The sequence below is a fragment of the Rhizobium aureum genome (assembly GCF_030182495.1).
Classification (GTDB): Bacteria; Pseudomonadota; Alphaproteobacteria; order Rhizobiales; family Rhizobiaceae; genus Rhizobium; species Rhizobium tropici_C.
On the sequence record NZ_JAQJCI010000012.1, the window covers coordinates 66,690 to 79,729 of the forward strand.

Below are 13,040 nucleotides of genomic sequence, written 5' to 3' on the forward strand. Positions count from 1 at the left end.
ACAAAACCGAGAAAAGCCGGGGAAGGCAGCATAGGGAACCATGCCACACGCAATCGTTTTCAAATGCACGGATAACAGCGCCGCTCCGGTTCTCAATCTCTGGCGGGAGGCGAGCCGGTTCGAAAGCATTCCATCGATGCAGGCACTGAACTACCCGCCGCATCTGACATTTGCGGTCTATGAGGACCTTGCCGTGTCCTTGCTTGTCACGGCGGCTCAGAAGGCCTTCGCAAACGTGCCACCGTTATCGGTCGAATTTTCCGGGATCGGCCATTTTCCAAACGAGATGCTGGTGCTCTGGGCGCGTCCGGCGGACGATCGAGTTCTAAGAGAGATACATCGCGCCATTCACGACGAGATAGACCCAGCCTTTTGTCATGAGCATTCCCGCCCGGATCGCTGGCAGCCGCATTGCACCATCGCGATGAAAATCCCCGCAAGCGCGGCTGAAGAGGCGCTGACATGGGCGGCGGCAAAGGAGGCTCGGTTCACACTGAGCTTCGATGCGGCGGATTGCATCAGCTTTCCACCCGTCGAAATCATAAGGCAAGTCAAACTGCTGCCTTGATCGGCTTTCAATGTCCAGACGATGCAATTTGCGCTTGCCTTCGCGGCGGCTGCAGCTAGGTTCGTGTTCATGCGCTTACTTGCGATCCTGACGATGATGATTGCCTGGCTGTTCTACTGTGCCATGCCGGCGCTGGCGAACTGTCCTAGCTGCGATTCCGTCACCGCGATGCCCGCCGCATCGACCATGAGCATGCACGGTGGCATGGCCGATATGCCTGGCATGGCCGCCCATGGCGACATGCCGCAGCATCGAGAAAAGAAGCCGGAGAACCCTTGCGCCGGCGGCATGGCGCATGTGGCGTCCTGTGCCGCCTGTCTGGCTCTGACTCCGACACTTGCGATCGAAAATACCAAGAACGCATTCTCGTATCCGGCGCCGTCTTCCGGCCAGCGCCTTGCCGATTCACGTCCGCAGCCGACGCCGCCGCCACCCCGTTTCGCCTGACGATCATCTGCATTCCTTTCACGAGCGGCTGTCCGCTCAAATCCAGATACCGTCCAGAAACGGAAAGGACACTTATGTCTACCTCAAAATCGCTGATCCTCGCCGGCGCGTTCGCCTTCGCCTTTAGCCTTCCTGCCTTTGCCGACGACATGTCGGGCATGGACATGAGCAAGCCCATGGGCGACCAGGGCGCCTCCAGCAAGGCGTTCAACGATGCCATGGGCAAGATGCACAAGGACATGATGCTCAACTACAGCGGCGATGCCGACACGGATTTCGTCCGCGGCATGATCCCGCATCACCAGGGTGCGATCGACATGGCAAAGATCGAGCTGAAATACGGCAAGGATCCCGAGCTGCGCAAACTGGCTGAGGGCGTCATCACTGCACAGGAAGCCGAGATCAAGGAAATGAAAGCCTGGCTGAAGAAGCACGGCAAGTGAACCATACGGTAAATGGGAGGCGGCATTCGTGCCGTCTCTCTCACTGCTCCCTATGCAATTTGAAGACGCTATCCAGCCAATCGGAAACGGCGCGGATGCGAACGAGCTGACGAAGCTCGGCATGAATAAGCAGCCACATCTCGCGCGCCGGCGGATTTCTGTCGCCGCTTTCGACGCGGCAAAGACCTCCCGCATTCTCGGCCATGATTTTCGGCAGGAGCGCACGCCCTAATCCTGCAACCGCAGCCTGGAGCAGAGCTTCGGCATCATTGACCGCAAGCGGGCTTGAACAGCCTGACTTTTCCGCCTGCGTAGTGATCCAGCGGGCATGCGGCAAATGCGCCATCGCCTCTTCATAGATGATCCAAGGCAAATCTTCCGCATGCCTCTCCTTCCCGGTAGCGACATAGATGGCATAATCCAGCGTCGCGATTCGCCTGGCGACGACTTTGCCGTTTGTCATATCGGCAGGTCTTGCGAGGCGCAGTGCCATGTCCGCCTCACGTCGGGTCAGATTGAGATTTCTGGGATCGCCGATGAGTTCCAATTGCAGGCCGGAATGCTGCGCCAGCAGGCTGGGCAGCGAGGGGACCAGCAGCCGACTGATGAATGACGGCGCTGCGGTAAGCCGGACCTTGCCGAGCGCCATGGGATCTGCCGCATCCAACGCGCTCGACAGCGCCATGACTTCGGCCTCCATCGCCTCGGCCTTCGCCACCGCGATCTCGCCTGTCGATGTCGGCGACAAGGTGCCGCCGGTATTGCGCGCAAACAGGGTCGTGCCTAGGCGTTTCTCCAGAATGCGCAGTCGGCGACCGACCGTCGTCGCATCCGTGCCAAGCGCTCTTCCGGCAGCGGCAAAGGATCCACCTCGCGCGAGCGCCAGAACGTGACGCAGGTCATCCCAATCGATATCGTGCAATTTTGCAGCTCCTAACAGCAAACTTACCGCGTGTAACAGCATTATTGCAGCCATAGACTGGAAATATCCAGCAAGGAGATGACGATGACCCTGTTCGCAGTTCTGTTTGAGGACGATCAACAAAACGCCGCCGCGATCCGCAAGGAGTATCTGCCACGGCACTTCGCTTTTCTGAAGGCGAATGCCGCCTCCATCAGAACGGCCGGACCGCTCAGTCGGGAGAGTGACGCTTTTGCCGGCGGCCTGTGGCTTGTGGAAGCGGAGACCACCGATGCTGTCGACCGTCTGGTAAAGGAAGATCCATTCTGGTTGGCAGGCCTGCGCAAATCCGTGCAGGTCTTCAGTTGGAACCAGGTATTTGCGGAGGGCGCGCTCCTCTAACCGGAGCATCGTCACATCCTCAGCCCATGATCGCAGGCAGACGCGCGGCGAGCAGGTCGATGACCACGCGCATCTTCAGCGAAAGCTGCGGCACCTGCGGCCAGACGGCATAGACGTTGACGGGTCGGCTGGAAACATTGAGTACCGGCATAAGCTTGCCTGCGTGCACATAATCCCGCACCAGCCAGCAGGGGAGCCAAGCAATACCCATTCCGGCGGCAGCCGCATCCGCAATGACCTCCAGGTCATCAAGGCGCAATCGCGTCTGCGGAAAATAGTCGACGGCCGTTCCATCGCCCTGCAGGAAGGTCCATCTCTTGGCCTCCCCCGATCTCGCATAGACGACAAGATCGTGGCTATCGAGGTCGGCAATGATCTGCGGCGTACCTCTTGCAGCAAGATAATCCGGCGAGGCGCATAGCGTCATGCGATGGAGGGCGATCTTGCGCGCGGCGAGGCCGGCTTCGTCCCGCAACACGCCGTTGCGAATGGCGAGATCGAAGCCCTCGTCGAAGAGATCGACCACGCGATCACTGAAGGAAAGATCCAGTTCAAGCTTGGGGTGAATGCGTGCCAACTCCAGCAGCAGCGGTGCAGCGCAGCGGCGACCGAAAAGGACAGGCATCGAGATACGAAGACGTCCGGTAACCTCACGCTTACCCGATTCCAGCATGGCTTCGCCGGACTGTATCTCGTCCAGCGCCCGGCGGCAGCGCTCGTAAAAGGCTTGCCCTTCGTCGGTGAGGCTCTGCATGCGGGTGGTGCGGTGAAACAGGCGCACATTCAGGCGCCGTTCCAGTTTGGCGATGGTCTTGCCGATCGCCGAGCGAGACAGGTTCATGCGGGTCGCCGCGGCCGAAAAACCGCCAGCTTCGACCGCCTCCACGAATTCGGGAATGCCGTTGAGCATGTCATTCATGATGATTGCTTCCTTTGGGGAACCAGTACGCGGAAATAATATCGCCACTGGCGATCAGAAAGCAACGATATGCTTCCGTTCATTGCTTCCAATTTCTCTCAGGAGATCATGATGACCAAGACCATGAAGCGCTGGACCCTCGATACTGTCGCCGTCGGCGCTCCCTTGAACCTCACGGAAACGGCGGTTCCCACACCTGCGCGCGGCGAAGTGCTGGTGCGGGTGAAGGCCGTTTCTCTGAACTATCGCGACAAGCTCGTTCGCGAGATCGGCATGGGCCTGCCGCTCCAATTTCCTTTCGTGCCGGCTTCCGATATGGCAGGCGTCGTCGAAGCGGTGGGAGACGGCGTGACCAGATTTGCCGTTGGCGACCGGGTCATTTCGACCTTCCATCCCGGCTGGATCGATGGCAAGCCGCTCGGTGACGCCCGTACACCGCCCTACAAGACGCTGGGTGGCTTCTATCCCGGCGTGCTCTCCGAATATGTTGCCATGTCGGAGGACTGGCTCGTATCATCGCCGCAAAGCCTCGATTATGCCGAGGCAAGCACGCTGCCCTGCGCCGGCCTGACGGCTTGGTTCGCGCTGGTGGAGCGCGGCAAGATCAAGCCCGGCGACACGGTGCTGGTGCAGGGAACGGGCGGCGTGGCGCTGTTCGGCCTGCAGATTGCCACTGCCCAGGGCGCCGAGGTCTTCGTAACCTCGTCGGGGCAGGAAAAACTCGGGCGGGCCAAGGCGCTTGGAGCCCATTACGGCATCGATCGGAACAAGAGCGATTGGGTGGAAGAGGTCTATCGCCTCACCAACGATCGCGGCATCGACCATATCATCGAAATCGCCGGCGGACCGAACCTCGGTCAGTCGCTGAAGGCGGTTGCGCCGCAGGGCCGGATTTCCGTCATCGGCGTCCTCGAAGGCTTCGACATTTCCGGTCCTGTGGCACCGCTGCTGCTGAAGTCTCCCACCGTGCAGGGCATCAGCGTCGGCCACCGCCGCTCGCTCGAGGATTTCGTGCGTGCGGTCGACAGCATCGGCCTGAAGCCCGTCATCGACCACCGCTATGGGCTCGGCGAGGCGCCAGCCGCCTTCGATCATCTCGATCGCGGCCCCTTCGGCAAGATCGTCATAGAGCTATGATAGCAGCCGGGCCGCTGCCAAAAGCGGCGGCCCGGCCTCTGCAAAAGATATCAGGCCTTCGGCTCGAAGGGCTGCGGCACGCGCTGCGCGCTCTGGCGGGCCAGCATCCAGCCGGGATATTCGGCCGGAAGTGCGCTGACGTCATCGAGCCTCGCGATATCCTCGGCATCGAGCTTCAGCCTGACGGCCGCCAAGTTCTGATCGAGCTGGTCGAGACGCTTGGCACCGATGATGATGCTGGTAACGAAAGGCTTCGCCAGGATCCAGGCAAGCGCCACGGTAGCGACGCTGGTGCCATGCTTTTCCGCCACTTCGCGCATGGCGGCAACGCAGGCCCAGGCGCGGTCCTTGTCGACGGGCGGGAAGTCGAAACTGGCACGCCGCCCCTCGCCATTGCCGGGAGCGCCTGGACCATACTTGCCCGAGAGCAGACCGCCGGCAAGCGGCGACCAGACCATCAGCCCAAGCTTTTCCTCGGCCATGACAGGCACGATTTCACGCTCAAGATCGCGGCCGGCGATGGAATAATAGGCCTGCACCGTTTCGAAGCGGGCGAAGCCACGGCGTTCGGAAATGCCGAGCGCCTTGGCGATGCGCCAGGCCTGCCAGTTGGAAACGCCGACATAACGCACAAGACCGCGCGAAACGAGATCATCCATCGTCCGCAGCGTCTCGTCGATCGGTGTTACGATATCCGTACCATGGATCTGATAGAGATCGATATGATCGGTCTGAAGACGATCCAGGCTGGCCTGCACCGAGTCCATGATATGGCCGCGCGAGGCGCCGCGATCGTTCGGCTTATCGCCCATGACGCCATAGACCTTGGTGGCGATGACGACATCCTTGCGAGGAACGCCGAGGTTCTTCAGGGCTTGTCCAAGCAGCTTTTCGGAATTGCCGAAGGAATAGACGTCGGCGGTGTCGATGAAATTGACGCCGGCGGCGAGCGAGCCTTCGACGATCTTGTCGGCCAGCGCCTGGTCGACATCTGCGATCGAGCCCCAGGGAGTGTTGGGATTGGCTTCACCGAAGGTCATCGTACCCAGGCAAAGTTCGGAAACGAACAGCCCGGTATTGCCGAGTTGATTGTAACGCATGGAGAAATTCCCTTGTGGTCAGCCGGAAGATGCTTCCGGCCGGTGAATGCATATCTTTTGGCTATGATTGGCCTCGGCATGGCAGCCGCTATCGGCGCTGCCCTGGAGAGGTCACGAGACAGTCATCGACGCCCGGCTCTGGCTCCGCGGCAATCGAGACAACAACCACATAATGCACTGGAAACCATTTTCAACGCGAGACCTCCCGCCGATCACGATGCGGTTACCGGCACGCGCTCTTGCTTCCGGTCCGCTGCGGGATAGACTCATCCATCATACAATGCGCAGAACGGACATACCGATGACGCAACGTCCCCTAACCACGATCGGCTTCGATGCCGACGACACGCTGTGGCAGAACGAACAGTTCTACCGGCTGACGGAGCTGCAATTTACCGATCTTCTCGCCGATCACGCCGCAAGCGACGTCATTTCCGCGCGGCTATTGGAGGCTGAAAAGCGCAACCTCAGACATTACGGCTTCGGCATCAAAGGCTTCACCCTCTCGATGATCGAGACGGCGATCGAGATCACCGAAGGCAAAGTGCCCTCGACCATCATCGCCCAGATCCTCGACATCGGCCGCGATCTTCTCGCCCATCCCGTCGAGACCCTGCCATATGTGCGTCAGACGCTGGAGGACCTGTCGGGCAAATACCTGCTGGTGCTGATCACCAAGGGCGATCTCTTCGATCAGGAGCGCAAGCTCGCCCAATCCGGTCTCGGCGACCTCTTCGATGCGGTCGAGATCGTCTCGGACAAGAACGCCTCCACCTACCGCCGGATTTTTTCCAAGGTGGGCGACGGGCCCGAACGGGCGATGATGATCGGCAATTCCCTGAAATCGGATATCGTGCCGGCGCTTGCAGCCGGAAGCTACGGCGTCTTCGTACCGCACGAGCTTACATGGTCCTTCGAGCATGTGGAGGAACCGACCGAAGCGCCGCGTTTCCGCAAGATAGCCCATCTCGGCGAGCTACACGGCGTGATCGAAGCGTTGCAGTAATCCCTACTGTCCCTGTTTCGAGCGCGGCGGAAACAGCATCGGTCCCTGATCCTTCTGCTGATCGGCGGGCGCCTGCTGCGCGGCGGGCGGATTGGGATCGATGAGGATCTCGTAAGGCGCACCGAGGCCACGCCGACGAGTGACGCGCGAATAATAGGGCTTGATCAGCCAGGTCGTATCCTCGTTGACGGTGACATCGGCCGTATTGCCATCCTCGTCCGTACCGAAGAAAGATTCATCCTCGCTCGACGACAGATCGAAGATCGCCATATAGGCATATTTGCTTTTCGAGCTGAAGGTGATCCGCACATGCTGGCCCTTCTTCAGCGGCAGTATATAGACCTTGCCCTTGCCGAACTTCGTCCAGCCCGTCAGCTTTTCGAGGACCGCGGGAAGGCTGATCTTCTCCACTTTTTCGCCGCGGTCGAGCTGCGGCAGCTGCTGGGCGGCATCCTCGGCATGAGCCGCTGCGGAACCAAACAGCGCAAGCGCCGCCATGGAAAGGCCAAGAAGCGCCGCCCTCATGGCCGCACCAATGCGCATCGCATCGCCTCCACCTCTTTCCGGCAGTAGCAGCCCTCGATGTGGTCGTTGACCAGGCCCATGGCCTGCATGAAGGCATAAACCGTGGTCGGGCCGACGAAGGTCCAGCCGCGCTTCTTCAGATCCTTCGAAATCCGCACGGAAGCAGCCGTCGTCGGATTGGCGCGAAGATGCGCAAGATCGAAGACTTCGGGCCGCTCGGCAGCGGTCGGCTCGTGGCTCCAGAAATAGCGGGCGAGCGATCCGAATTCATCGCGCAGCTCGATGGCGCGATTGGCATTGTTGATGGTGGAGACGATCTTGCCGCGATGGCGGATGATGCCGGCATCGGCAAGGCAGCGCTCGATATCCGCTTCGCCGAACTTGGCGACCTTCTCGAAATCGAAGCCGGCAAAAGCGGCGCGGAAATTCTCGCGCTTGCGCAGGATCGTCAGCCAGGACAGACCCGACTGGAAGCCTTCGAGGCAGATCTTCTCGAAGAGCCTGATGTCATTGACGACCGGACGGCCCCATTCCTCGTCGTGATAGCGCTGATATTCCGGCAGATTACCGTGCCAGAAGCAGCGGTCCTTGCCATCTTCGCCGGTGATGATGCCCGTGTCGGCCATTTTCGCGATTCGTCCCTATTTCAGCGCGCGCTACCGGAAACCGGTATGCAAATATCGGATAAAACCAGATCAATCAAACGCTTAAAATCGTAAGCACATTTCGACGATCGCGCATTCCGATTCCAGATTTACCACTTGCAAACCATCTTTCCAAACCAGGCGGTAACCCTGATAAAGCTTTATCGGCTTCGCGGCATTTTGATGAATAGATGTTTACCATTCGCTCGCGTGCAAGTGGCACCATGGTTTCGACCGGGTGCCTTCGCGCCCATCTTCGGCCCATGTAGAGAGTTTGTCCGATGATGAAACATGCCGTCCTGTTTGCCGCGGGCGCCTTAAGCCTGCTTGCCTCAACCGCCTTTGCCGACGATCGCTATCAATCGCGCCCGCCCGTCATCGTCAGTCCCGATCTGACCGCCCCCTGGGTGATGCAGCTTGGCGGCGGCAATGTGCAGCCGGTCGTCTATCCCCGCCCGATGGCGCGCCGCGCCGCCGATCCCAGAATGGAGCAGCCGGCCAATCCGCAGGTGCGCCAGGTCGTGCAGCCGCGCGGGCTGTTCGCGCGCCCGGTCGTTCAGCAGGTTGCCATGGCCCGCCCGCGGTACCCGGCAATCCGTGGCCAGATCGACCCGCAATTCCTGCCGCAGATCGTCGACTATCAGACCAAGGAAAGACCCGGCAGCATCGTCATCGATACCAACAACCGCTTCCTCTACCTGGTGATGGATGGCGGCAAGGCACGCCGCTATGGCGTCGGCGTCGGCAAGCCCGGCTTCGAGTGGGCCGGCGCTCATACCGTCACTCGCAAGCAGGAATGGCCGGATTGGACGCCGCCAGCCGAAATGATCTCCCGCGAAGCGGCCAAGGGCCACTATCTGCCGGCGCATATGGAGGGTGGCGAAGCCAATCCGCTCGGCGCCCGCGCCATGTATCTCGGCTCCACGCTTTATCGCATCCACGGCACCAACGCGCCCTGGACCATTGGCAGCGCCGTTTCCTCCGGCTGCATCCGCCTGCGCAACGAAGACGTCATCGACCTCTACAACCGCGTTAAGGTCGGCACTCGCGTCATCGTGATGTGATCGAGAACAGCCTTTTGGACCTGCGCGGCGATACTGCTTATCGAAAGCTCAGTATTCGCCGCGCCTGAAAGGCCTCCACTATAGTTCAGACTATAGTCTGATCCGCGATAGAAGAGAGGGAGGTTCTTCCAGGCCTTTCTGCCTATCGGGTATTTTGATCTTGATCCCTTCGTCGGTTCCGGTAGTTTCCTACCGACTTCAACGAGGGAATTCCATATGAGAGCAGCACTATCGGTCGTGGCGACAGGCGTCGTTGCGGCGTGTCTTCTTGCAGCATCGAACGCAGCAGCCTTTACCGCTTCCACGCCCTATGCGGCAGCACCGACCACGCGCGGCGATGTGGTCCGGGTCGCCGTGGAACCGCAAGGCCAGGTCAAACCGCAATTCCAGCGGCGCATGGTGCGGCTTGCGACGAACGAAGCGCCAGGCACCGTCATCGTCGACACCAACAACAAGTATCTCTACCTCGTCGAAGGCAATAATCGCGCAAGGCGCTATGGCATCGGCGTCGGCCGCGATGGCTTCGGCTGGTCGGGCGTCGTCAAGGTCGGCCGCAAGGCGGAATGGCCGGGCTGGACGCCGCCGCCGGAGATGATCGTTCGTGAAGCCAAGAAGGGCCGCAAGCTGCCGGCCTATCAGGAAGGCGGCGAGGACAATCCGCTCGGCGCGCGCGCCATGTATCTCTATCGCAACGGCAATGACACCGCCTTCCGCATCCACGGCACCAACCAGCCTTGGAGCATCGGCCTCAACATGTCCTCAGGCTGCATCCGCATGATGAACAAGGACGTGATCGATCTTTACGAACGCGTCCCCGTCGGCACCAAGGTCATCGTGGTCGGCCCCGGCAACAAGCAGGGCGAAGTCAGCTATCAGGATCGCGGCGTCGATGTGCTGCGGACCCTGTTCGGCGGCTAAGGGGAGCGATATCTCCTCGCCCCAATTCGAACATCAGTTTACGGGCGTTCTAGACCGTGGCATGACATCGATCATGCGGATCGAGGACGCCCGTTTCTCGGAGGATGCGCCATTCCGCGCCAAGTGACACGAATGCCGGTGTTGCATCAGTGTTACAGCCTCAAATTTATCGTCCCGACCCGCCGCAAAACGGCTTATTCCCTTCAGTTTACCGTCAGTTTTCCCGCCTAAGCCGGGCCTGCGCCCCTATGACTGCAATAGAAGTGTCACGGAAGCGCGCTTAGATGGCAGCACTTTGGCATTCGGGGATTTCATATGCATCGTGCAGTTCGCATTACGCAGCCGGCGCTTGCCGCACTTGCTATTTCAGCATTCATATTCGCCGCCAATTCTGCCTCTGCAGAGATGCAATTTTCCGCCTATGGCGGCGTGCAGGGTGCAACCGGCAGCAACGTGACCACATCGGACGGGGCCGATTTCGACCCGAACTGGTCGGGCAAATCCTTCAAGATGCCTCCCTATTTCGGCTTCCGCGGCATCTGGTGGCTTGATGAGCTCGACAAACCGAACTGGGGCGTGTCGCTGGATTACTCGCATGCCAAGGTCTATGGCGATCTCGGCAACACGCCCGGCTGGTCGCACTTCGAGTTCACCGACGGCTTGAACATGCTGACACTGAACGCGCTCTACCGCTTCCAGGACCCTGCCCGCAACTGGACGCCCTATGTCGGCCTCGGCGCTGGTATCAACGTGCCGCATGTGGAAGTCACCCGCGCCTCCGGCCGCACCTTCGACTACGAATTCGGCGGCGCTTCTCTGCAGGCACAGGCCGGCGTCAGCTACCAGATCTCCAAGCACTGGTCGACCTTCGTCGAATACAAGGGTAACTATAACTTCGTGAACGATGTTTCGATCGACAGCGGCAACACGCTGAAGACCAAGGTCTTCACCCACGCGCTCAACTTCGGCGTCTCGTTCAACTTCTGAAGCCGGATCGGCCAAACTTCGCGATCGATCCCCCAAACCGGTTCAGGCGCGGGGGATTATGTGCTATATTCCAGCACATGAGCTTTTCCTATTACAGATGCGACTGGATCCATCCGGAAAGCGAGGAGCCGGTCATCGTTTATTACGAGGTCGACATCACCGGCGATGTTCCCCGGCTTATCGACGTGTTTGCCGATGGTCGCCGGCAATGCATGTCGGTTGTCGATTTTACTGCAGTGGGACATGAAATGCGGCGGATCACCAGCCTCGTCGAAGGCTCGTTTTACGATGGTATTGTCGGCCTGGTGGATGGCATTTTCTTCGAGGAAGGGCAGGACCGCATCAGCATGACGCGAATTGCCGCCGATCGGTTCGAAGTCGAATGGCAGGCTCATCGCCTGCCCACGCCGGACAAGCTGCATTAATACGCAATTCCGGACGGAAAACCGCTCTGCACTTTTCCTGCAATTGCTCTAAGCAGCGGCCGGCTGCAGGCCCTTCAGCTTCGCGGGCATCTCGCCACCATAGGCCCAGTCCAGCAGCTCCACCGTATGCAGGATGGGAATGCCCGTTCCCGTCGCGATCTGCGTGATGCAGCCGATATTGCCTGTGGCTATGATATCGGCCTTCGTCGCCTCGATGTTCCTGACCTTGCGCGCCTTCAACTCTGCCGAAATTTCCGGCTGCATGATGTTGTAGGTGCCGGCCGAGCCGCAACAGAGATGTCCCTCTGCCGGATCGCGCACTGTGAATCCGGCCGCCTTCAATAGCAGTTTCGGCGCCATCGTGATCTTCTGCCCATGCTGCATGGAGCAGGCGGAATGATAGGCGACCGCGATGCCGCGCGGCATATGCGAGGGAAGATCGAGACTTGCCAGATATTCGGTGATGTCCTTGGCAAGCGCCGAGACCCTTGCCGCCTTGTCGGCATAGGCGGGATCGAGGCGCAGCATATGCCCATAGTCCTTGATCGTCGTGCCGCAGCCCGACGCGGTGATGATGATGGCGTCGAGCCCTCCGGCCTCGATCTCGCGCAGCCACACATCGACATTGGCGCGGGCGGCGCCAAGCGCCTGTTCCTCGCGCCCCATATGATGAACCAGCGAGCCGCAGCAGACCTCCCCCTCCGGCACGACGACCTCGACACCGAGGCGCGTCAGCAGGCGGATCGCCGCAGCATTGATTTCGGGATCGAGCACCGGCTGAGCGCAGCCCGTCAGGATCGCCACACGACCGCGCCGCTCCGCCTGTGGCTCGTAGAGTGCGGGTTTGGCAAAGGTAGATGGTGCCGGGATGCTGCGGGGCGCAAGATCGAGCATGGCGGCGAAAGGCTTAAGCGCCGGAACGCGCCTCAACAGACCCTTGAATGGCCGGCCGAGGTTTGCGAGCCGCAGGGCCAGCCGGAAACGGCTGGGATAGGGCAGCACGGCTGCCAGCACATTGCGGGTCAGCCGATCCATCAGCGGTCGCCGGTAAGTATTTTCGATATGGGCCCGGGCGTGATCGACCAGATGCATGTAGTCGACGCCGGAAGGACAGGTGGTCGTGCAGGCAAGGCAGGACAGGCAGCGATCGATGTGCGTTACCACCTCGGCATCGGCGGCCCGGCCGTTTTCCAGCATGTCCTTAATGAGATAAATGCGGCCGCGCGGGCTATCGAGCTCATTGCCGAGCGTCACATAGGTGGGACAGGTGGCGGTGCAGAAGCCGCAATGCACGCATTTGCGAAGGATCGCCTCTGATTCGGCCACATGCGGATCGGCAAGCTGTTCGGGCGTGAAATTGGTTTGCATCAGGCTTCCCCTACTTTCGCGCCAAAGGATGGGCGATTGCTAGCTCCTTCGTACAAAGCCCCCTCATCCGCCCTGTCGGGCACCTTCTCCCCGAGGGGAGAAGGAGTTGGCGACACCGCAACTCCTTTATCGTCGACGGTGAAAAGCCACGCAGAATTGGGTTGTCCCCTCGCCCCCACGGGGAGA

The 13,040-nt window shown here is 60.3% G+C and carries 16 protein-coding genes; 10 read left to right on the forward strand and 6 right to left on the reverse strand.

The genetic code is table 11. From position 1 onward, the window contains the following. Positions 1-40: 40 nt before the first annotated feature. The 3 genes from PH552_RS23515 to copM all read left to right on the forward strand — a co-directional run bounded on the left by PH552_RS23515 (position 41) and on the right by copM (position 1,458). Complete coding sequence (locus PH552_RS23515; RefSeq protein ID WP_113250970.1) at positions 41-568, forward strand: 2'-5' RNA ligase family protein; 528 nt, start codon at positions 41-43, stop codon at positions 566-568. A 69-nt stretch (positions 569-637) separates the two neighbouring features. Beyond that, positions 638-1,015: a hypothetical protein gene (locus PH552_RS23520; RefSeq protein ID WP_112344422.1), complete on the forward strand. Its 378-nt coding sequence runs from the start codon at positions 638-640 to the stop codon at positions 1,013-1,015. Positions 1,016-1,089: 74 nt separating this feature from the next. Further along, on the forward strand, positions 1,090-1,458 hold the full coding sequence (gene copM / locus PH552_RS23525) for a CopM family metallochaperone (RefSeq protein ID WP_112344397.1): 369 nt from the start codon (positions 1,090-1,092) through the stop codon (positions 1,456-1,458). Between the two features lie 40 nt (positions 1,459-1,498). Here the strand turns inward: copM and PH552_RS23530 are convergent, their stop codons facing one another. Then, entirely contained in the window at positions 1,499-2,380 is an 882-nt protein-coding gene (locus PH552_RS23530; protein WP_245430450.1) for a LysR family transcriptional regulator, read from the reverse strand. 78 nt (positions 2,381-2,458) lie between these two features. Here PH552_RS23530 and PH552_RS23535 point away from each other — a divergent pair, with 78 nt between their 5' ends. Continuing rightward, positions 2,459-2,761 (forward strand): YciI family protein, encoded by a 303-nt coding sequence (locus tag PH552_RS23535; RefSeq protein WP_245430449.1) that lies wholly within the window; start codon positions 2,459-2,461, stop codon positions 2,759-2,761. 19 nt (positions 2,762-2,780) lie between these two features. Here the strand turns inward: PH552_RS23535 and PH552_RS23540 are convergent, their stop codons facing one another. Beyond that, on the reverse strand, positions 2,781-3,680 hold the full coding sequence (locus PH552_RS23540) for a LysR family transcriptional regulator (RefSeq protein WP_112344394.1): 900 nt from the start codon (positions 3,678-3,680) through the stop codon (positions 2,781-2,783). 111 nt (positions 3,681-3,791) lie between these two features. Here PH552_RS23540 and PH552_RS23545 point away from each other — a divergent pair, with 111 nt between their 5' ends. Then, a complete protein-coding gene (locus PH552_RS23545; RefSeq protein ID WP_285166315.1) occupies positions 3,792-4,817 on the forward strand; it encodes a zinc-dependent alcohol dehydrogenase family protein in 1,026 nt (341 codons plus the stop codon). 50 nt (positions 4,818-4,867) lie between these two features. On the opposite strand, the gene PH552_RS23550 is transcribed toward PH552_RS23545, so the two are convergent. After that, positions 4,868-5,917: an aldo/keto reductase gene (locus tag PH552_RS23550; protein WP_112344393.1), complete on the reverse strand. Its 1,050-nt coding sequence runs from the start codon at positions 5,915-5,917 to the stop codon at positions 4,868-4,870. 301 nt (positions 5,918-6,218) lie between these two features. Here PH552_RS23550 and PH552_RS23555 point away from each other — a divergent pair, with 301 nt between their 5' ends. After that, positions 6,219-6,923 carry an HAD family hydrolase gene (locus tag PH552_RS23555; RefSeq protein ID WP_113250998.1) on the forward strand — a complete coding sequence of 235 codons (705 nt, stop codon included), beginning with the start codon at positions 6,219-6,221 and terminating at the stop codon, positions 6,921-6,923. A gap of 3 nt (positions 6,924-6,926) precedes the next feature. On the opposite strand, the gene PH552_RS23560 is transcribed toward PH552_RS23555, so the two are convergent. Next, on the reverse strand, positions 6,927-7,466 hold the full coding sequence (locus PH552_RS23560) for a hypothetical protein (protein WP_483315503.1): 540 nt from the start codon (positions 7,464-7,466) through the stop codon (positions 6,927-6,929). Next, entirely contained in the window at positions 7,445-8,074 is a 630-nt protein-coding gene (locus PH552_RS23565; RefSeq protein WP_112344392.1) for a DNA-3-methyladenine glycosylase I, read from the reverse strand. Before PH552_RS23565 ends, PH552_RS23560 begins: the two co-directional genes overlap by 22 nt. 299 nt (positions 8,075-8,373) lie before the next feature. Here PH552_RS23565 and PH552_RS23570 point away from each other — a divergent pair, with 299 nt between their 5' ends. From PH552_RS23570 to PH552_RS23585, 4 genes are all read left to right on the forward strand, one after another. Continuing rightward, on the forward strand, positions 8,374-9,156 hold the full coding sequence (locus PH552_RS23570) for a L,D-transpeptidase (protein WP_112344391.1): 783 nt from the start codon (positions 8,374-8,376) through the stop codon (positions 9,154-9,156). Positions 9,157-9,372: 216 nt separating this feature from the next. After that, a complete protein-coding gene (locus tag PH552_RS23575) occupies positions 9,373-10,074 on the forward strand; it encodes a L,D-transpeptidase (RefSeq protein WP_112344390.1) in 702 nt (233 codons plus the stop codon). Positions 10,075-10,389: 315 nt separating this feature from the next. Further along, positions 10,390-11,061, forward strand: coding sequence for an outer membrane protein (locus PH552_RS23580; protein ID WP_183763233.1), 672 nt, complete (start codon positions 10,390-10,392; stop codon positions 11,059-11,061). Positions 11,062-11,138: 77 nt separating this feature from the next. After that, positions 11,139-11,486 (forward strand): DUF6881 domain-containing protein, encoded by a 348-nt coding sequence (locus PH552_RS23585; protein ID WP_112344388.1) that lies wholly within the window; start codon positions 11,139-11,141, stop codon positions 11,484-11,486. Positions 11,487-11,534: 48 nt separating this feature from the next. Here the strand turns inward: PH552_RS23585 and glcF are convergent, their stop codons facing one another. Further along, positions 11,535-12,854, reverse strand: a complete 1,320-nt coding sequence (gene glcF, locus PH552_RS23590) for a glycolate oxidase subunit GlcF (RefSeq protein ID WP_112344387.1) — start codon at positions 12,852-12,854, stop codon at positions 11,535-11,537. Positions 12,855-13,040: the final 186 nt, after the last annotated feature.